The sequence below is a fragment of the Pontiella agarivorans genome, from assembly GCF_034531395.1.
Taxonomy (GTDB): Bacteria; Verrucomicrobiota; Kiritimatiellia; order Kiritimatiellales; family Pontiellaceae; genus Pontiella; species Pontiella agarivorans.
The window spans coordinates 1,236,780-1,258,697 of sequence record NZ_JARVCO010000012.1 but is presented as its reverse complement, the minus strand read 5'-3'; the positions used below and the strand labels follow the sequence as shown (position 1 = coordinate 1,258,697).

12 protein-coding genes are annotated in these 21,918 nt (G+C 50.6%); 4 read left to right on the top strand and 8 right to left on the bottom strand.

Going from position 1 to position 21,918, the window contains the following annotated elements; translation table 11 throughout:
* Positions 1-70: 70 nt before the first annotated feature.
* The 3 genes from P9H32_RS18040 to P9H32_RS18030 are packed head-to-tail and all read right to left on the bottom strand — an operon-like array spanning position 71 to position 3,059.
* A complete protein-coding gene (locus P9H32_RS18040) occupies positions 71-1,312 on the bottom strand; it encodes a uroporphyrinogen decarboxylase family protein (RefSeq protein WP_322610322.1) in 1,242 nt (413 codons plus the stop codon).
* Positions 1,313-1,325: 13 nt separating this feature from the next.
* Positions 1,326-1,664: an L-rhamnose mutarotase gene (locus P9H32_RS18035; protein WP_322610321.1), complete on the bottom strand. Its 339-nt coding sequence runs from the start codon at positions 1,662-1,664 to the stop codon at positions 1,326-1,328.
* 3 nt (positions 1,665-1,667) lie between these two features.
* Positions 1,668-3,059, bottom strand: a complete 1,392-nt coding sequence (locus tag P9H32_RS18030) for a sugar porter family MFS transporter (RefSeq protein WP_322610320.1) — start codon at positions 3,057-3,059, stop codon at positions 1,668-1,670.
* A gap of 124 nt (positions 3,060-3,183) precedes the next feature.
* On the opposite strand from P9H32_RS18030, the gene P9H32_RS18025 reads away from it, so the two are divergent.
* Positions 3,184-4,113, top strand: a complete 930-nt coding sequence (locus tag P9H32_RS18025) for an AraC family transcriptional regulator (protein ID WP_322610319.1) — start codon at positions 3,184-3,186, stop codon at positions 4,111-4,113.
* Between the two features lie 37 nt (positions 4,114-4,150).
* On the opposite strand, the gene P9H32_RS18020 is transcribed toward P9H32_RS18025, so the two are convergent.
* The 3 genes from P9H32_RS18020 to P9H32_RS18010 form a co-directional block, all read right to left on the bottom strand.
* Entirely contained in the window at positions 4,151-6,550 is a 2,400-nt protein-coding gene (locus P9H32_RS18020) for a glycoside hydrolase family 2 TIM barrel-domain containing protein (protein WP_322610318.1), read from the bottom strand.
* 16 nt (positions 6,551-6,566) lie between these two features.
* Positions 6,567-8,159 (bottom strand): putative Ig domain-containing protein, encoded by a 1,593-nt coding sequence (locus P9H32_RS18015; RefSeq protein ID WP_322610317.1) that lies wholly within the window; start codon positions 8,157-8,159, stop codon positions 6,567-6,569.
* 114 nt (positions 8,160-8,273) lie between these two features.
* Complete coding sequence (locus P9H32_RS18010) at positions 8,274-9,389, bottom strand: AraC family transcriptional regulator (protein ID WP_322610316.1); 1,116 nt, start codon at positions 9,387-9,389, stop codon at positions 8,274-8,276.
* Positions 9,390-9,656: 267 nt separating this feature from the next.
* Here P9H32_RS18010 and uxuA point away from each other — a divergent pair, with 267 nt between their 5' ends.
* The 3 genes from uxuA (at position 9,657) to P9H32_RS17995 (ending at position 18,404) form a co-directional block, all read left to right on the top strand.
* On the top strand, positions 9,657-10,844 hold the full coding sequence (gene uxuA, locus P9H32_RS18005) for a mannonate dehydratase (protein ID WP_322610315.1): 1,188 nt from the start codon (positions 9,657-9,659) through the stop codon (positions 10,842-10,844).
* Between the two features lie 935 nt (positions 10,845-11,779).
* Complete coding sequence (locus tag P9H32_RS18000; protein ID WP_322610314.1) at positions 11,780-14,392, top strand: hypothetical protein; 2,613 nt, start codon at positions 11,780-11,782, stop codon at positions 14,390-14,392.
* A gap of 79 nt (positions 14,393-14,471) precedes the next feature.
* A complete protein-coding gene (locus P9H32_RS17995) occupies positions 14,472-18,404 on the top strand; it encodes a hypothetical protein (protein WP_322610313.1) in 3,933 nt (1,310 codons plus the stop codon).
* A 257-nt stretch (positions 18,405-18,661) separates the two neighbouring features.
* Here the strand turns inward: P9H32_RS17995 and P9H32_RS17990 are convergent, their stop codons facing one another.
* Both P9H32_RS17990 and P9H32_RS17985 read right to left on the bottom strand, forming a co-directional pair.
* Entirely contained in the window at positions 18,662-20,161 is a 1,500-nt protein-coding gene (locus tag P9H32_RS17990; RefSeq protein WP_322610312.1) for an alpha-L-fucosidase, read from the bottom strand.
* Between the two features lie 22 nt (positions 20,162-20,183).
* Positions 20,184-21,863, bottom strand: a complete 1,680-nt coding sequence (locus P9H32_RS17985; protein WP_322610311.1) for a sulfatase-like hydrolase/transferase — start codon at positions 21,861-21,863, stop codon at positions 20,184-20,186.
* Between the last annotated feature and the right edge of the window lie 55 nt (positions 21,864-21,918).

The following is a 21,918-nucleotide window of genomic DNA, read 5'->3' as shown; positions in this document are numbered from 1 at the left end:
AAAATAAGAGCCGAAATAGAGCACGGATGAATGTTACCCCGATCTTCCGTGATATATCGCGGCCTGAATCCTACCGCTGATTGAATTCCTTCACCGCATCAAAGGCCGCAATGGTGTTTTCCGCCGGGACCTCCGGAAGAATGTTGTGAATGGTATTGAAGATAAATCCCCCGCCCCGACCGAACAGTTCGCAGCGTTCCAGCACATGTTCCCGAACGCCGGCCGGCGTAGCCTTATTCAGAACCGAAGCCGTATCGCATCCCCCTCCCCAGAAACTGATCTGATCGCCGAATTCTTTTTTCAGACGCTCCGGCTCCATTTCGAAACAATTGGTCTGTACCGGATTGATGATGTCATACCCTGCTTCAATGAGATCGGGCATGATACGGTAAATCGATCCGCAGGAATGAAGAAAAGTTTTCATCTGCGAGTTTTCATGCACAAAGGCATTCAGTCGCGTGTGGTGCGGTTTAAACAGTTCACGATAGGTATCCGGCGGCATAAACAGTCCACCGGTTGTCCCCAGATCATCGCCGAAACGCAGAATATCGCAGCAGTCGCCCACTGCCTCGCACACTTTTTCCAGCGTCCGGAGATGGCGCTTCATCAGTTCGTCCAACAATCCCGTCACGGCTTCGGGCTCTGTCAGCAGATCCATCAGAAAATTATCGAGCTTTCTCAAAAACGTGCCCCACTCAAAGAGATTGCATCCGCAGACAATCATCAGGGCTTTATCGCTCTCGTCCCGCAACCGCAGGGTATTTTCACGCAACGTGGTCCAGAACTTCGGATCGTCGGCATGATCCCACGGGCTGTGCGCCATTGACTGCCAGAGAACCATGTTCATGGCGTCGTCAAGATGATCATAGCTTTCCGGATAATCCTCTTCATACGGAAACCAGGTCTGATCGAAAAAAGCACCGTCCGGCGGCATACGGGCAATCACTTCACCATTGCGTTCCACTTCCCACGCCCCATCCGAACGTTTCAGCGGGCGAAACCATTTGGGATACTGCGCCGGCGTTCCATCCGGCAGCGTAATGTCATACCAGTCCTCATCCGCCGTATTAAAGATTCGGCCGATATCCAGCACATCGCAACCCAAGGCATCCAGCACTTCCATTTCGGGCTGTGCCAGCTGTTGCACCACATCATAAATCCGAGTATGACCGCCCTGGATGCCCAGAGCCTTCTTGAGCTTATTGTAGCCCATGGCCGAAATTCCGGAACTCGGATTCGACCCCAGATCTACTGGAAGCTGATCGGCGGACTGATGATTGATTGCTGCAAGTACGCGTTCCCGTGATGTCATAATCATTCCTTGTTTAATCCTGATGAAAAACTTCTTCGGCTACAGACCAGATTTCACCCCGTCCCGCGGCATCGGGTAAGGGCAGCTGACAGGGATCCGTCTCTTTCCACCAGCGCTGAGTCTCTGGATCAGAAGCCATTTTCTGCATATCGGCTTCAAAATCCGACCCCGAGTATTCAAAATAGCTGAAGAGATAAAGGTTTCCGTCGATCTCTTTCATAAAAATTGAATAGTTCTGAATATGGCATTCTGAAATCATCCGTTGAACAGAAGGCCAGGATGCAGCATGCAGTTTTTTGTAGCAGTCGGCTTTTTCCGGTTTCAGCCCGGTGATTGATCCATAGCGTTTCATAACTCACGCCTGCAAAAAAGTTCGTTCCAGTTCCTCGATACTTTTTCCCTTGGTCTCCGGCAGAACGAAATGGATGACCGGAAGGTAGATTAACAGCATGAATGCAAATATATAAAAGATTGCAGCAGTCGGTATATTCGCCCGCATCACCGGAAACAGCTGAGCAACCAATGCACTGCTCAACCAGATGGAAAGGCTCGCCACAGAGATTGCTTTTCCGCGAATCCGGTTCGGAAAAACTTCCGAAATGAAAACAAATTTAACCGGTCCCAGTGAGCAGGAGAAGAAGGCAATGAAAGCATTCACCGCAATCACAATCGGCCACCCCGTATTCCCCATCAGAAAAAGTGTACCGACCACAACCTGAGAAATCATCGCTCCTGCAGAACCGATAAACAGCAGCTTCTTCCTCCCCCAGCTATCCATGAATTTAAGCGCAGCCATTGATGCGAAAAAGTTAACAACTGCGATTGTTCCGAATCCGCCCAATGCCCCGCCCAGTCCGAATCCGGCAGCCTCCAGAATATCCGGCCCGAAATAAAACATGGCTGCAGCACCACAGGCTTCGGCAAAAAAGCAGATTAATGCAGAATAGATCAGCGGCCTGCGAAGCCTGGGCGTAAACAGATCCCGCAGCCGTATATTGGATTCATCAATCAGTGTCGCTTCAATTTCCGCTTCAATCTCCGCAGCACGCTCTGCACCGTTGATTCGGGTCAGGACCTTAAACGCTTTTTCCTTCTGTCCGTTTTTGGAGAGCCAGCGCGGAGTCTCAGGCAGCACTGCTGTACAGATCAGAAACAGAATGCCCGGCACCGCCTCGGCGGAAAACATGATCCTCCAGTTCTGATCCACAGCAAACCACTTCCAGAAACGCGGAAGCATCTCATTGTTCTGATTAATCTCTGCATAGTAATAAATCCCCCAGTTGACCAGCACACAGGCCAGCAGTCCTATGGTAATCGTAAATTGATAAAGAGTGACCATGCGGCCGCGATGTTCCTCTGGAGCAACTTCTGAAATATACAAAGGACAAACCATGGTGGCCGCTCCGATACCGATACCACCGATCATGCGGGCTAAAATCAGATGTGTTGCATTAGCAGCGAGTCCACTCCAGACAGCGGAGATGAAAATCATAACCGAAGCCAGTACAACGAGACTTTTTCTTCCCATAGCATCAGCAATGAAACCGGCGATAAAAGAACCAAGCCCGCAACCGAGCAAAACACAGCTGACATAAAAACCCTGCTGAAAAGGGGAAAAGGAAAAGAGTTCCTTAACCTGCGAATTCGTTCCCGAAACCACAATGGCGTCGTATCCGAAAAGAATCCCTCCAGCACCGGCTATAATACAGATGAACCAAAGGTAAGCCGTCTGTTTATTAAGTTTCATATCCTCTTCGTCCTGAAACACCCATCTCCAGGGTGTTCAGGAACTGCTCTCCTTTATGAAGAGAGGAGTGGACCACAATCCGAGCAGTCTTGCTTCCATATCTGTCCAGTGGTAATTTTCCGACATGACTGAATTAACAGAAATCATCAGCTACGGGCATATTGAGAATAAAATGATGTACCCGCACAAGAATCCCGGCATGGAGCTCGTGCTCGTGGAACAGGGCCGTCTCGACTGGGCGGTCGAAGGCGTTCCTGAAGCCCTCAAACCGGGAACGCTGTTTTTCACTCTGCCCTGGCAGACGCACGGCAGCATGCATATTCGCGAACCGAAAAACCGGATCTACTTTATTCTGTTCGATCTCCCCGGAGCCGGGTTCCAGCCTTTGGAAAAAATCACGATGGCTGAACGGTTCGGATTTTCGGAAGAGGAGCTGAATTTTCTGAGCACCGCACTGGTCAATGCCCGTCGCCATGCCTGGCCGGCCTCGCAATTAGCCCGGCACAACCTTCCGGAAATTATTCACCGTCTGGACAATCGAAATCCGATCGACCACACCATTGCATTTTCCATGCTGCGCACCATCCTGCTGGAGCTCGCGGCAATCATTACCCGCGATTTTGAAATCAGCAGCAACACTTCCCGGACGATGCACCGTATTGAACAGTTTCTGAAATCATTACGTAAAACCCTCGACCATTCCTGGACGCTCAATGAAATGGCGGAAAGCTGTGGTGTAAAGCGTACCTATTTCTCAAACATAACCCTCAGACTGACCGGCTACGCCCCCTTGCAATATCTCAATCGGCTGCGCTTTGAACATGCCTGCCGGCTGCTGCGAGAAACCGACCGGTCAATTACCGATATCGGATTTGAATGCGGTTACAGCACCAGTCAGTATTTCGCCGAAACCTTTAAAAATGCTGCGCGCATGACCCCTTCCGAATACCGGAAAAGTCTCCCCGAACTGGAGCGAATTCTTCAGGCCAACTGGAAACACCCCGAACTGCGTACCATGGACGACGAACGAAAACGCCGCCGCATTTTCTCTTAACGCAGGCCGGGATCATCCAGCTGGGCACACACGGTATTTACCGGCACTTTTCCACGACTTTCCGTTCAACCGGAATCTGCAGTTCCACGGGAGCCAGTCCCTTCGATTCAATGCGAATCTGAACCGCTTCGGCACTGCCGCCTTTAACGATGGCCAAACACCGGCCCTCATCTGTACGGCGATGCTTCTTTTCGGTAAAGTGGTCTTCTGCCCCCATCGTTCCGAAATCCAAGCCCAACACTTCACCGCCCCGGACCGAAAACGAAAGTAACCGGTCATCATGTTTCACCGGAACACCGGCCTCATCGGTTAATTGAACTTCAACCTGAACAACACCTCCCGGCCGAATCGTTTCGCGATCAGCCGTCGCCTTAATACGCGCAGGTTCACCGGCGGTCTGGAGACTGAATTCACACACCGGTTTTCCATTGTTGATTCCCACGGCTTTGAGTTCCCCCGGCTCAAATTCAATATCGTACCAGTTCATAATCCGATTGGAAAAATCACTGAGTTTCTGTTTCCCGATTTTACGACCGTTCAGATAGAGCTCAACAAACTCACAGTTGGTGAACGTCACCAGATTGAGCGATTCCCCGTTTTTGAAATTCCAGATCATTCTGCGTGCCGGCGAACCCCAGCACCGGAATGATTCAATCGGTTTCATCTCATCATAAACCGCAATACTGACCGTCGGCCTATCCGACCAAAGCGCTTCGTAGAAATAACCGTTAACGGTTTTAAAGCTCGCCATATCCAGCAGTGCACTGCTTCCGCCATTGATTCGCGGCCAGTCTTTGCTTTTACTGACCTCTCCGAGATAACGCGTACCGCTCCAGAGAAACAATCCGGCATTAAACTCATTTTCCAGCACATCGAACCACGGGGATCGCTCCACGAGATCCCACCGCTTAAATTCCGTGCTGTTGTAATAGACATAGCTTTCCGTACTCACAAATGCTTTGCCGGGATTGCGGTGTCCGATCCGTTTCACCCACTGCTCGCCATAATTCATACCGATGAGATCCATGTACTGCGTCGATTCAAGAATATCATCCACCTTCTCTGAAGGATCTTTATCCAATCCGCGCTCCATGCCCGAAACCACGGGTCGCGTCGGATCGATGGTTCGCACAAAGTTACAGTATTCTTTCAGCCCTTGATTCTGTTTTTCACTGCCGGCCGGATAATTTTCATTCCCCACACTCCAGATAATAACCGATGGATGATTACGGTCCCGCCGAATGGTCTGTTCAAAATTTTTCTTCCATTCTTTGCGGAAGTTCGGTTCAGCGAATTTCGGATCATTCAGCGGATCGGCATTCGGGCGGATATGATGTTCCCATTTATCAACAAACTCATCCATCACCAGAAAACCCATGCGGTCGCAGAGATCCATAAATTCCGGTGCCATGGGATTATGCGCGGTACGGATGGCATTGCAGCCCAGCGCCTTCAGATTCCGCAGACGCCGCTCCCACATTTCCAGCGGCACCGCCGCGCCGACCGTGCCCATATCGTGATGAAGGCAGACCCCTTTGAGTTTCATGTTTTTGCCGTTCAGGAAAAAGCCCTTTTTACCGTCGAACCGGAAAGACCGGATGCCGAATGTACTGCGGTATACATCGACGGTCTTTCCGCCGACCTTCACCCGGCTTTCGGTGGAATAGAGCAGTGGTGAATCCACCGACCAGCGTTGCGGATTTTCGACAGTCAGAGACTGTTTCGCCTCAAACTCCGAAGTGATTTTTCCGGAAGATACCGCCCGTGCCACTTCCCGGCCCGCCGGATCGAATACGACGGTTTCAAGCTCGAATGTTTCCGCGCGACCCTTATTCGCCAATTCGGTTTTTACTGAAACTTCGGCCGAGCGATCTGTAATTTCCGGTGTCGTAATATAGGTGCCCCAATTCTTCACATGCACCGGAGTTTTCTTCGTCAGCCAGACCTGGCGATAGATTCCCGATCCGGAATACCACCGGCAGTTCGGCACATCGTGATTATCCACCCGAACCGCCACCACATTTTCCTGTCCCGGACGAACAAATTCCGTGATATCAAAATAGAAACTGGTATAGCCGTCAAACTGCCGCCCGACAAACGCTCCGTTCACATAAACTTCTGCGTGACGATAGACCCCGTCGAACTGAATTTCAAAAACCTTGCCCGCATCTTCCGCCGGCACGTCAACGGTTTTGCGGTACCAGGCAATACCGCCCGGCAGCCAGGCATTCCGGCCCGGATTCTCCTGACTGAATGCAAATTCCACACTCCAGTCATGCGGCACATCCAGTGTCCGCCAGCCTGAATCATCAAAATCAGCCCGTTTCGCCCCGGCCGGATCATTGAGAGAAAATTTCCAGTCGCTGGAAAAATTCAATCGTTCGGCGTGAACACTCAATACACAGGTGATGCCCAGAAAAATCAGTAAACGCTTCATCTTATTCCACTCCATTTTAGGGGTTGGATGTACGGACCAGTACAACGCCATGCGAAGGAATTTTTGCCGTGAAACTTCCGGCATAGGTTCCAATGTCTTTCTGTCGCCAGACATCACGCAGTTGTTTGCGGCCGCGGATTCCGGCCTTTTTCCAGTCGATGGAAACGGTCCGCGCCTTATCATCTTTATTCACAATTCCGATGGCCTTTTCCCCGTCCGCCAGATCTTTCACGAGAATTTCATACTCATCCTTCACCACCACAGACACCGCAGGAATTGCTTTTTCATCCTGATGAATAGCCAGCACCTCATCATTGCAGAGCAGGTTCTTCGTAAACTCATCCATCATCTCAATCGGACAGCCGATCAGCATCGGAGCGCTCCAAAGCGTCCATAACGAAATATGGGCATACTGCTCATCCGGAGTGAGACGCGAAGGCCGCGGCTCCTTGCCCTTATTACCTTCAACCACACGCCCCACCACGAGCATATCCGGATCCGGAAAATGGCCGGGACCGCCGCGCTGTCCTTCTTCAATCCAATGGCGATGGCGCTCCCACTGGTCAATAATATTCAGATGGGCCCCATCCTGGTCCCAGCGGTCTTTCAGGTCGCCGGCTGTACGCCAGCAATTTACTTCCTTTGCATAAAGTTCCGCGTGTTCAAGCGGTGCTGTATTCGACAGCGAATAAACGATATCCCGTCCGCTGTTTCTTAACGCATGAGCCATTCGCAGCGTGCTTTCCGGATCGTTCGGGTTCCAGTCATATTTCAGATAGTCGATGCCCCAGGCCGCCCACTGTTTTGCATCATTTTCATCAAATTTATATTTCGCCACCACCTGATGAGCCCTCTTTACCTCTTTCGACGCCGCATATTTTTCAGCGCTCCAGAAGCCGTCCTCATTCTCACTTGATCCGCCGACAAAACCGGCATAGGTGGTCACCCACGGAGAGGAATAGATTCCGATTTTAAGCCCCAGCGCATGCACTTCGTCACACATCTGTTTCATTTCAGGAAACTTTTCCGGATTGCCCTGAATGGCATTGAATTCCCCGCCGCGCTTTCCCTGCCAGGCATCATCAATATTGATATAGGTCCAGCCGAAATTTTTCAGCCCCTTGTCGACCATGGCGCGAGCAGAAGCCAGCACCTTTTCCTGATCGACCTGATGTCCCCAACAATTCCAGCTGTTCCAGCCCAACGGCGGCGTCAGACAGATTTCATCGGCGACTTTGATGGTCCATTCTTTCTCATCCAGCCCCGCTTCATTCTCCGCCTGAAGGACCACCTTGTAATCTCGTTTTTCCAGCGATTGGATTTTTCCGCTGATGGTTCCGGAACGCGGATCCACCGTCAGCCCTGCGGGCAGATTTTTCACGGCGAAAGACAACGGCGTTTTTCCCGTGGCCGGAATGGTGTAAAGAAAGGGCGATCCCGGACGAACCCCGAATACCGACGGACCGTGAATCATCGGTTGCTCTTTGACCGGCGGCGTCAGAATATACCGCCCTTCGCCGAAATTCGGCGCATAAATTCCGCCGGCCATCCCATTCAATACCAACCCCGTCAAAACGACGGCCATTACCGACTTACTTAAACGCATCATAATCCACTCCGTTAAATCATTTTTCTATGTTGCGTAAAGTTACGGAGATTTTACCTGCGGGAATATCGGCGATTTTGTAAATAACATACAGTTTTCCGCAAGCCGGTTCAGCGGTCAGCTCAGAGACTTCCGGTATTTCAGCGGCGGCAATCCATAGCGGAATTTAAATAAGCGGCTGAGGTGCTGCGCGTGGCAAAAACCACATTGGGCGGAAATATCTTCAACGGTCAAAGCCGATGATCTCAGCAGCTGCTCTGCGGCGGACAGCCTCAGCTCAATCATTTTCTGATGCACCGTCTTTCCTGTTGCCGCCCTGAAGCGAATTTCCAGCATGCGGCGCGTTAAGCCAACGCAGTCTGCAACCTCCATGGTTCCGAGAGAACGGGACAGATGATTTTTCATATATATTAACGCGTCACGAACCGGCTCATCGAGCACCGCAAAACTATTCGTACTTGCACGCACCGTCACCCCCTGCGGGCGGATCAGCCGTGTGCTCTTCGGCGGCTCTTTTCCATTGATCAACTCGTCCAGCAAACGAGCGGCTTCATAGCCCAGCCGCTCCAGATCATGATTTACACTGGAGAGCGGAACTTGGAGATATTCGCAAATAAGCGGATTATTATCCACACCCAGCACAGCAATTTCCCCGGGCACATCACAGCCCTCCTCCCTACACAGACTCAGCAACCAAGCCGCATCGGAATCCCGCCGCGCAAACACAGCGCAGGGCTTCGGCAGCGCCTTCAGTTTTTCCGCCATTCGTCCCCGGTTCCGGGCAAATTCGCCATCGAGCCGAATCACCGGCTTATTCAGTTTTTTCTGAAAACCTTCAAGTCGAGCCCGGCTGACAGCATCCCGCTCAAACGAAAACCAGGCAAAATTACGATGCCCGAATTCCAACAGATGTTCCGCCGCTATTTTTCCAATGGCTGGATGATCCGCAACGACCCGCGGCAACTTCACCTCCGACCGGTTTATCGAAATATCCACCACCGGCACCTCTGAGCAGCGCACAAACCGCTCCATTTCCGGATCGTTCGTCAAAGCACACAGAACACCATCGCCGCAAAAACGATCCGGCACGCCCGAACCTTCGATATACCCCCAATCAAGATACCATCCAAAATCATGCGCCGCCCGGGCAACACCGAGATGCGTCGCACTGTGCATGCCATCCACCAGGACCAATATGGTTTTAACGTTGTTCTTCAGTTTCGTTCTCCGCATTGCAATTATGCATTTATATATCTCATTTATGCATTTTATATAAACCCGGTTCTGATGACAGGATTCATCTGGAAAATTAAAACACGATCGCTGATGGTGCCGAATGAGGCGAAAAAGCTGATGAAACAAACATACACTCTTTTTTATGCACTTCTAACCTGCGCTCGGTGTGCGTCAGATCCGGCCAGAGACACCGCCGTGCGAGGATCAAGGATTGCGGATCCCGCCGAGACCCCTGAATAAACCCTATAAACAACGGTATCAATAATGATTTTACTCCAGGAATCCATGCGATGGTTCGGGCCGGGTGATCCGGTTTCACTGCACGATATACGACAATGCGGCTGTACGGGCGTTATGAGTTCGCTGCATCACATCGAATACGGGGAACTTTGGAGCCGCGAAGAAATCGCCACACGCAAAGCGGAAATTGAGGCAGAAAAACTGACCTGGCGGGCCGTTGAATCCGTGCCGGTCTCTGAGGCGATCAAAACCCGCACCGGCAATTTTGAACATCACATTGAAAACTATAAGCAAACAATCCGCAATCTGGGCGCCGAGAGCATCAACACAATCATCTACAACTTCATGCCCGTGCTCGACTGGACCCGGACCGATATGGCGTATACGCTGCCCGACGGCACGCAGACCCTTCTTTATGATCCGGTAATGTTTGCCGTTTTCGACATCCATCTGCTTCAGCGTCCCGGCGCAGAAAAAGCCTTTTCTTCCAGGATCCGGGAAAAAGCCGCAGCCTTTATTGATTCGATGTCGAAGGCGGAAAAGCAAACCTTTGAAAAAACCATTATCGATGTTTTTCCCGGCATGGACTTCAGCTTCACACTGGACGACATCCGGGCCATGCTTTCGACCTATAAACAAATCGATCGCTTCCAATTACTGGAACATCTGAAGCAGTTTCTTCAGGAAGTGATTCCGGTCTGCGAAGAAAACGGTGTGCGCATGGCCATCCATCCCGACGATCCCCCTTTCCCTGTTTTGGGATTGCCGCGCATCGTCTCCACCGAATCCGATCTGAAAAATATTACGGACCTGATCGACAGTCCGGCCAACGGCATCTGTTTCTGCACCGGCTCGCTGAGTCCCCGCGAAGACAATGACCTGCCCGGCATGGTCCAACGGCTGGGCCACCGAATCAATGCCTTTCATTTTCGCAGTACCCAGCGCAATCCGGACGGCTCGTTCTATGAAGCCAATCATCTTGAAGGCTCTGTCAACATGCCGGCCGTTGTAAAGGCCGCGCTTCAGGAAATGCAGAAAAGAAAAAATGCCGGACGCGAAGACTGGCAGCTTACCTTCCGTCCGGATCACGGAAGAACCATGCTTGACGATCTCAAAAAACCGCCGCTCAAAACCCCCGGCTATACCTGCATCGGCCGCCTCCGCGGCCTCGCCGAAATCCGCGGCCTGCAACTTGGCCTGCAGTCGACATAAATACGCTCAAACCGGGCCGGATATCTAGATTCAAGTAATCGGCCCGCATGCCCATGTCGCATTATTAATCCCCGGTCTGAGTCAGAAGTCGATGACGGCTGCCCGAATTTATATTGAGTTTCGCAGTACACCTGAAACGTATTGAATTTAAAGCCGGCTCAGACATTCCATACAGTATGGACGGCATTGCTTTTACATCCTTACTTTCCCGGCATCCCATCAGCACAGCCAAACAAACAAAGACTTACCCGCAATCTGACTCGATACCATCAAACCCGCGCATTCAAATATGCAATTTAAGCATAGTTCTTTGCAATATCAGCTATGGAAAACTCCCTCCCCAGACATTTATCTATAGCATGTTTTAACATACCTCAGATGCAGGATACTTAATCTCTATCTGAACAGCTGACCGATTCAATCAAGCGTGCCGAATCAGGAGGGGTTAACGGTTGGAATTCATCATATTAAAGAGATGAATCGCTTCCGCGGAGAGGCTTGTAAAAAACAAATATAGGTCCGCAGAGCAACGGGCTCTGCAGAGCTGATAAGTATCATGAGTACCGGCTCTAATCCTATAGCGTGTTGTGTGTTGTGCAGTGATCTTTGACATCTGGATATTGATTGATCAGACGACCTGAGGTTCTGCGGAGCCGAGGACCGCTATTTGCTCCGTTTCAACCCTGCATTCTCAACCGATCCTGCGATTACTTCGGGATAGATTCCGAAACATTTTTTAGATTCAGCACTTTCAGATTTCCGTTGAAGGGCTTGTCGAATCCTGAACGCACAACACCTTTATGTCCCCGCCTGATTAATCAATCCCCGGATAGAATGTCGGGTATATTTCGTAACCCACACCTAAGACACAGTTAATTGAATACCCGTAAAGGATGTCTCCTTTACAGGACGATACAAAATACAGGGAGTAAACTATGAAAAAAACAGGAAGGTTCGCCATTGCGATTCTTGTGGCTGCAACATGGATTTCAGATCCAGCAGAAGCAGTGATCGTCAATTACACAGCACCCGATTATTCAGATGGTGATTTAACCAACAGTACCGTCTGGGCCGGTGATGGCGGAAATATCATTTCCAACGCCGCAACCGACGGTGTTGTTTTATATTCAGCGGATGTACAATGGGTGGACAATGTGTTCAACGAACCCATTACGATGGCGTCTCCTGGCGACCGAATGACCCTGGCACAAAAATTCAAATATAATGCAACGGAACAATTCACCTCAGGAACCGGCGGATTAACCAGTTTAATATTTTTTGATAACTCAACGGTTTCTGCCAATACCATTCGAGTGGCACTTCGTCGCGGATCCACGGACAAGTTATTTCTCTTCCTGCAATACGGAAACACTGTGAGCAGCCCTTATATGGACGAGATCACCGCCGGCGTTACCAACGGAGTTGGAGAAAGCGACTGGCTTGATTTCCGGGCAACTTTGCAGAAAAATTACGGCACTGATGATTGGACGTTGGTTGCAACGGTAACAAACCTTACGACCGGAGCTGAAGTGCTGTCTCACGATTTCGGTGCGTTTGAACCGAAAGCTGCTTTGCAGGACGATGACATCATGTATGGCGGCATTAATTCCACCCGGAGTGATTCCGTTTGCAAGGCCAATAATCGTATGGTCGGCAGCTTTGAAGTTGCCTCCAGCTTCATTACCCCTCCTGCCCCGACAGAAGTCATTGTGCAGTGGAACAATGCCGGTGAAACCAACATTGTTTTTGATAACAGCATTTCCTTTAAAGACTGGGTCTCCACCAGTTACGAAGCGCATCAAGGCTTTGATGGCGGAACCAATGTGTACTATCCGGATGCATCCACCAACCGCACCCCCGGTGTGAATGCAACAGCAAGTAATACCGGCACGGTCATTATTCGCGATGGAGGCAACGGCGCCGATGCCATTGAACTGGGCCGTGGAGCAGGAGATGAATATGAAGGCATGCTGGTTTGGGAAGACTTCCTCGGAACTAACACAACGCTGGCCAGCTATTCGATCAATATTTATGGAACCGGAAAAGGCTACACCAACGGTGTAATTCGTTTTCTGATGCAAAAAGGAAGCGGCGAATGGTATGCCAGCGAAACCAACAATCTGCCCAAAGGCCAGTTGCTGCTATCGGATATTGATGCCGCTGCGATGACTTGGTATGAATTTTCTCCGCTGGTGGACGGTAAGGCGACGATCGGTTCTGTAGCAACACCAGATATGACAGACGTTTCAACCGTCGGTTATTATTTCGATCTCGGTGCCGGAGGGGCCTATTACGCGACACGTTGCTTCGGCTTTTCAGTCAGAGCCTCCGTCGGCGAAGTTCGTTCGGACAATGTATTTGCATACGATTTCAAAGGATGGAATAGCGAAACCGCGTTTTCAGATGCTCCGGGCTGGGACAGCCTGAACCAATGGGGCTGGGGATTTGTTAATTCAAATGCAACCGGAAACGCCCTGGTTCACCGCCCGAGTTCAACCAATTATACAGCAGCAAAACGAGGTTGGAACTGGCGTGGCGTCATGTATACCAACGGCCTTCCACATCAACTGGATGCCGGCGATGAAATCGAGTTCAGCGTAAATGCAAAAATGTTTGTGAGAGACAACCTGTCCAACCTGACTCTGGCTGATTTCTTCTTCACAACAAACGGCACATCGCTGGCTGAAAACACCTCGCCCTATGCTGAATCCATTCAATCCTTTGGAACCTACCCGGATGGACAGCTCGGTTTCCGAATCAATCAGGGAAGCTGGAATAATAGCGGTGCATGGCCGGATGGCGGACTCACAATCGGGCTCGACCCGGCCGCGCCTTCGACCCCTTCAGGCTCAATGAATCTCAATGATATCGGGGTGACGAATCTTAACAATCCCGGTTCTGACTATGAAACTGATGAACTTGTATATACCTACTCCGCACTGAAAACAACCAATGCCGGAGTGTGGGATGTCAGCTTCATTCTTTCAGACGCAAATGGTGCAGTTCTGAAAACCATTAACCAGAGCAGCTGGACCAACGAAGCACTATATAATGCTACGAATATTTATTTCGGCATGTATGCGGACCAAAACTTCGGAACAGAAGAAGGTCTTGAAATTCAAAACATGAACTGTCGCGTCATTCTTGGACCCGAGGTTGAAGAAGTGATTGTTGGCTGGGATAAGTTTATCATTGATTATCCAGGCATTGGAAGTGAGACAGACAATCCCGACAACGATGCGCTGGATAACTGGTCTGAATACATCTTCGGTGGTGTTCCAACCAATGGAAATGACATTGGAACACAACCCACATTTGATGGCTCAACCGGCGACTACACGTTCTATACCGTTAACACCGAACGTGAACTTCAGGCCCTCGTACTGACGAAAGAAAACCTCATCCTTGATCAGTGGGAAACCAACTCGGTGATTGATGTAAATGCGGGTGCGGATGATGGCACGTTCTATGTGAACTCTGTCAACTTCGATACCGCTTCATCGACAAATCAGCTCTTCATGAAGTTGATTATTGAACAGCAACCCTAACGTATTTCCGATTACGTGAACCGGCGCGCTCCCTTTGGGAGCGCGTTTTATGGTTAGGGAAATAACCGATAGGATCTCCATGATTAAAATGTGTAAATCAGTAACCCGTGCACTCTCACCAACTCTTGGACTTCTTGCATTAGGACAGGCGCATGCAGCGGCAGTTTATTTTGCGGCTCCTGATTATGTCAATGGAGATTTGATCAACCATATTAACTGGAACAAAGACAACGGAAATACCGTATTCGTCGACGAGCCTGGATACGACGGATCGCTTGGAATCGTCTCCCTATCCTCTTCCGGCGAATATATTGAAGGCATCTACAGCGAAGCCCTTCCAATGGTTGGACCGAACGATTCCGCCACGATCAAACTTCGTTTTCAATACACCTCCACAGGCACCTTATCCAGCAGCCAATCCGGCGTGATTGCTGCGCAGTTTAATGAAACATCCAGCGGCGGAGATATTATTACGCTGGCCGTACGCCGCAGAAACACAAACAAAATTCAACTGTATGGTTCCAATGCCGGTGGCGCAAATATCTTCTCTGCCCAGGTCGATGAAACTGCCGCGGGCATCACCAACATCACCGACACCAGCCATTGGCTGGAACTCACCGCCACCCTGACCAGGGGAAATACGACGAATGACTGGCTGCTGGGCGGGACATTAACCAATCTTACACTTGGCGGAACCCACGTGGTCACCCTGCCGGACACCGAAATAACTCCACCCTTCGACATCGTAAACGGCAACGCCGTTTATGGCGGAATTAATTCCCGCCGCACAGCATCCGACAATATGACGACCAACCGTATCGTCGACACCTTCGAAGTGGTTTCCAACTCTGAAACCTATATGCCCCTTGCGCTAGTCAGCTACGACACCGGTTATACCATTTCCAACGTTAAAACGGTGCAAACCGTAAGCAACTCGTTCATTATCGGCAGCAGCTATGAAGGCACGCTGCTGGCCATGGACTTTGCCGGAACCGCTCTTTGGACCAATGCGCTTTCAGGCTTCATGAACCGCGACCTCTGGTGCGATGATCTGACCGGCGACGGAACAGACGAGATTTTAACCGCAAATGCAGACGGAACCATTTACTGCCTTGATGCTGAAGGCAGCCTTCTGTGGCAGTTTAAAATGAATGATGCACCGATGAATTCGGTCTGTGTAGTCCACGATTCCAGCAACACGCCCTATGTCGTCTGCGGCGGCTATGATTTGAATATCTACTATCTTTCATCAACGGGAAACCTGGTTAAAACCATCGCCTCTTCGACCTACTCGATTGATATCGCGTGGTCCGGCATCCTTCCCCCCCGCCCGCCGGACTATATTCATACCGCCAACTTTCTACGCCCGATCCAAATCAACGGAACGGAAAATCTTGCCGTCCAAGGGGTACTTAACACCCATCAGGAATCGGGAAGTATTTACCTATTCGAAGTGCTGGCTGACCTGCCGTTTCGTTCCGACGATGTATTCACAAAAATGCGTGTGGGCGACTTCCGAGCAGTCGATCCTGACGGAGACGGAACGGACGAAATTCTCATGGGCGCCTCAGTCAACCGGCCTGATGGACGCATCGTCCGCTACGATCCGCTGACCGGTGCGCAGGTCGAATTCAATATCTATAATACGTTTAATGCGGAGTGTGGCCCCGGCTACCGGGTGGCCCAGACCGAACCCATTCCGGATGGAGAAGGAAGCTTTCAATACTTACTGCTCTATGGTGACAACATTATGCTGGTTCCGCCCGATCTGGACCCCGCCAACTCGACCATTCTCTCCACTCGTTATGCGTTCAACGATCTGTGCAAAGATCCCGTCTCGGGCCGAATTATCCTGGCCAGCGCACAGAGCGGCGGAAGCTGCATCCATTTAATCGACCCCTTGCATGCAGACTGGAAAATGGATTATGAAAACCTGACCCCTCCCGGTAAAATTGCAACAATCCTTGCCAATACAGCATCGGCAAGAAACCACCTGAACACTTTCACGAAACCGGCATGGGAGCGGAAACAGACCCCCATCTACATGATGACAGAAAACACAAAGGGGCTTGAATCACTCGCCTACAGCCTCACGAATACCTATGACTCTTTGATCTTCCTGAACAGCCACTATGAACTCGATGTACAATCCACTGAATGGCGCACGGCCATCTCCAACGAGGTCTACCGAAATAAACGAGACTCACGCAGAAACTATATCCTGACCCAGAACGAAGCTTTGAATGGCACCACGGGTGTCGAAGGTCTATTGGAAGCATTTGATGGATATCCGGGAATGACGACCTGGGGCGGTCATGGGAATGACCCCTACTTTTACGAACCGTCCACCTTACGCGCCACGATTGACGGCGCCACGAACAGCGTAACCGGCGGATTCAAAAAAACCGTTCTGGTCTGGCCTGAGATGAATGGTTCAGACACCAATTTCACCTATGTGATGGATAACCTATTCTATCCCCTAGCTGACTATGCATCGCCCCGGAATGCCAATATTTATGTGCGCAACAAAAACCTGTTCTGGCTGGCATCGGTCTACCTGCCCGCATGGCAACGTATGGTATCGGGTGAATTTTCCGATGTATTCGTGCCTTCTATGGAGGAAACCAGCGATAAAACACAGGACATGACCATTGCCGGACGAATCGGCATATGGGCCAGTGGAGCTGTCGACAGCTGGGGCACCCGTGCGGTGCCGGACAACGCAAGTTACGATCGCCTGCGTCAGTTTTCCACTCAGCGCCTGCCCAACCACTTTCTGCGGATGCTCGTTTATCACCTTTCCAGCGGTGCGCAGTATCTGAATAACTATGCGGTGGATCAGGAATACATCAGCATCTTTTGGGAACTGTTGGCCAAGGGCGCACTCTTTGTTCCCAAACCGCATGAAATCGTCAGTTTCAATCCGGTCCATCTCAGCATGACTGAACCGGATCACGAATTTGTTGAACATGCTGAGAATAGCAAATGGACCACCTACTGGGATGAAGCATGGGAAGATTCCAACAAAATGGTCTTCAACCGAATGAACGGCACATGGCCCGGTGCTCCGCTTACGGACTGGGATTTCTCGCGCTATGCCTCCGGCGTCAAAGAACGCCGCCTCGAATTTCTGCCACCCTATCAAAACGGAATGGTCATGATTACCCCGCCGCAACATGGCGTATTTGCTGATACAAATGCGGTACGCGGAAAAATGGCTGATCGCCTGCACCCGCTCTATAAAAATATTATGCAGGAATTTATCACCGACGGACGCAACTATATTTCGTCTGATGGAACTACAACGAACGCCGCGGAAACCTACTACACCACCGTATCGAATGCCATCGCCAGTGCCGCAAGTAAACTGCCGCTGACAGTTTCCGGCGATGTGGCCTGGGTTTGTGCTCAGACGTCCCCCACTCACTTACGCCTGACGCTCATCGACAGCGGCTACATTAACCCCAAAGCTCGTATCGCAACGGTGCACTTCAATACCGTAACTCCAGTCGGCATCACCGATCTGCTCGACGGCACAACCTATTCCCCGGCTTCAACAGTCAAAATCGATGTTCCGCTCGGGCTGTTCCGCTTCATCGATATCGAACTCGCCTCTCCCTTTTTTCCTGAAAACGGATGGGGCGACTATGCAAGTGAACACGGCCTTACCGGAAATCCGAAAGCGGATCAGGATAACGATGGCGAACTGGATATTCATGAATACGCCTGGGCCGGAAATCCAACCAACCCGGCTATAGTCGGATCCAAACCATCAATGGTATTTCAGCATAACAACGTAAGTCTCTTTACCCACCAGCTGAATCACACCAATCCCGGCATTACCTATGTAACCGAATGGAGCACCTCCTTGGTTTCCAACCATTGGAACAGCTCATGGAACATGATTACGAATTTTTCCATGGGCAATGCGGACTACACGCAAACACAATATCAGCTCACTGGTTCAACCAACGATTATCTGTTTTTCCGGCTTAAGATCACGCAACCCTAAAAAACAAATATCAAAATCGTATTTTGAAGGTTCACCATGATTTCACCAATGTTGCGACAGAGAATCAATATGCCCTCACCAAATGCAGCAATCAGCTGAAAAGTCCGCTGAATCAGATCACTGCCCTAAATCAAATTTCGCTTCGACCGCACCAGTCAGACTGAAATTCAGCAGTCTAAGCGATCTTCAAAAATTAATATCAGCAACAGGCCCTTTCTCAAATCGAAAGCAGCATTTCATAATGGAACCGAAAAAAACTATTCCAGCTCAAGTTTAAGAACGGTGGAAATTTCGTTCATTTCCACATCCGGAAGCTTGAAATTCAGAGAGTAGGTATCATCGTTCCAAGCGACCTCTTCGCCGCTGCCCAGCAGGGTTACACGTTTGATGGCTGAACGCGGCGTGTAACGGTGACGGCCGAGAGCTTTGATTTTCACTTCGGCTCCGGGCTCCGGCCGGCCCAGAAAAAAGATATACATGAATTTATCATCCTTGGAGACCGTGAAGCGTATATCTTCGGCGGTATATTTCACCGTGGCGGACTGGCCGTCGTGGGAGCTGTCACTGCTGCTGGCCGTTCCGGTTCCATAGATATCGAAGGGCCGCGTTCCATAGACGGCCTCCCCGTAACAGCTAAGCCAATTTCCGATTTTCGCCAGAATGGCACGTTGTTCATCATCAATCACTCCGTCGGCACGCGGCGCCACATTCAGCAGCACAATGCCGTTTTTACTCCAGACATCGATCATGTTGCGCACCACGAGTGCGGCATCTTTATAGCTGTGCCCTTCCACATACATCCAGCGGTTTTCACCCAGGGTGATATCGGTCATCCACGGCATCGGATGAATTTCCCGACGTCCGCCCTGCTCAAAATCAAGCACACTGAAACTCATCGGCATATCATTATGCTTATGACAGGTCACCACCTGCTGCCCTGTTTTTTCAGCATGGTTGAAATAGTAGGCGGCATAGTTCAGACGGTATTCTTCCGGCACCATATTCATCCACGAATCAAACCAGACAATATCCGGGGAATAGGCATCGATCACCTCTTTCAACTGATCCAGCCAGTATTGATTGAATTCATCCATCGTTTCAAAGTTGCCGAACAGTTTGCGGAGTTTCGGATCGGTTGTGGCCGTGGGATAATCCGGATGATACGGGTAGTGACTGTTAAAACTTTTATGCACGTGGTCGGGGGCCCACCGCTCCGGTTTATTACGGTTGCGCTGTCCGTTGCGTGCATGGTGAAACGTGGCGATGGTTTTCATATCGCACTTTTTCAGCTCATCAAACAAATCACCGAGCACATCTCGTTTCGGCCCCATATCGGCTGCGTTCCAGGGATTGACCTCGCTGTCCCACATAGCAAACCCGTCATGATGCTCGGCAACCGGCCCGGCAAATTTTGCCCCTGTTTTTTTAAACAGCTCCGCCCATTCTGCCGGATCAAAATGTTCCGCCGTGAAAAGCGGAATCATTTTTTCGTATCCAAACGTTTCAACCGGACCGAATTTTTTCGTGTGATATTTGTTTTCCGGACTGCCCGGGCGATAGATCGCGCTCGGATACCAGGCACTGCCGTAGGCCGCCACCGAATACGGCCCCCAGTGGAAATAAATGCCCAGCTTGGCATCCTGGAACCATTCCGGAGCCGCGGTGTGACCGGCAAGCGACTCGCGTACCGGCTGATACGTTGTCGCCATGACTGAGGCGGAAAACAATCCCAGCAGAATCAATATATTTTTTTTCATGAAATCTTCTGTGAAAGATTGATTATGTGTTGTCCCCAGGCCGCAGTTCCAACAGTTTTCCATACTCAACAATACCCTGCTCTTTGATCCAGGTATTGCATTTTTCCTCCAGCATTTTCACAATTTCCGGTTTTACGTCCGCTACGTTTTTCAGCTCGGAGGGATCATTTTCGAGATCATACAGTTCATACTGAATACCCGGTTTTTCCTGGGTCATGGTAAACCATCCGGGCTCAATCAGGAGTTTCCATTTTCCCTGCCAGATGACACTCTGCTGCCCTTTATCGTTAAAGAACAGATATTCAGCCGGTTTGCGTTTTTTACCTTCCAGTACCGGCAGCATGCTGCGGCTGGGCAGTGGTTCAGTTTTCTTTCCACGGAAGGTTTCCGGATATTCTGTACCGGCGAGTTCGAGACACGTCGGCAATACATCCCCCACCCAGACCTGCTCGTGCGAAATCGTTCCGGGTTTAATGTGCCCCGGCCAGGAGGCGATAAAGTGTGTTTTGCAGCCGCCCTCCCATAGCAGGGCTTTCACGCCGCGATACGGCGTGTTGAAGATGCTGTCCAGATGCGCCGCATTTCCGTTATCGGAAAAATAAAGAATCAGCGTGTTGTTCAATTCACCCTTTTTCCTGAGCGATTCAACCAGACGGCCGACGTTTTCATCCACTTTCTCAATCATCGCGGCGTGAATGGCCATTTGAAGCCGGAATTCATCGGACTTTTTCACATCAAACCAGGCCGGCTTGTAATCCAGGTCCGGATCGCACAGGCCCTGCGCTTTGAGCCCTTCAGCACGTGCGGCTTCTATGGCGCGGATGTCTTCATATTTCTTCAGATATTTCTGTACCAGCTCTTCCGGAGCCTGGAGCGGTTTATGCGGAGCGCGATAGGCCAGATAGAGGAAAAAGGGAGCCTTCTCTTTTCCCGAAGCGTCCGAAATCATTTCGATGGCGCGGTCGGTCACGCCGTCCGTGGCATACCATGCCTTTCCGGTTTTTCCATGATTCACCGTATAGGGCAGATCCTTGCGTTTCGAAAAACAGTGCATGGTATATTCACGATCATAGTTCAGTTTCGCATTTTCGTTCCCTTCCATAATCGGATGATACTGACCCGGCACGAAAAAGGAGCTGTCCTGCGCCCCATAGAGCCCGAAATATTCATCGAATCCACGCTGCAGCGGAAGTCCCAGAAAATCCTGCTCAATCTCTTCGTCGGTAAGCTCCCAGCCTTCGTGATACTGTTTCCAGACTTCGCGCCGGCCCGGGCGGGTTTTCATCAGGCTCCCGCCCATATGCCATTTACCCGACATCAGCGTACGATATCCCGCCTCTTTCAACAGTTCCGGCAGCAGTGGCGTATCATACGGCAGACGACCGCGGTGCGCCGCATACGGCATTTCCCGCACCCAGTCTCCGACCACACCGCCGCCGAAACCAACCTTGGCACAGTCGAGCCCCGAAAGCAGAGAAGCCCGGGTCGGACTGCAGCGTCCATTCGAATAAAAATTACTCAGTCGTATTCCGGACTCGGCCAGTTTATCAATATTGGGCGTATCAATTTCGCCGCCGAAACATCCAAGATCCGTGTACCCGGAATCATCGCTCATAATCACCACAATATTCGGTCGCGTATCCGCAGCCAATACACTCCAGCTGAACAGCAGCGACAACATCAGCAATAACCTTGTTTTCATACTCATTACTCCTTTGATCAAATTCCTGTTGTATCCATCGCACATCATTTACGAA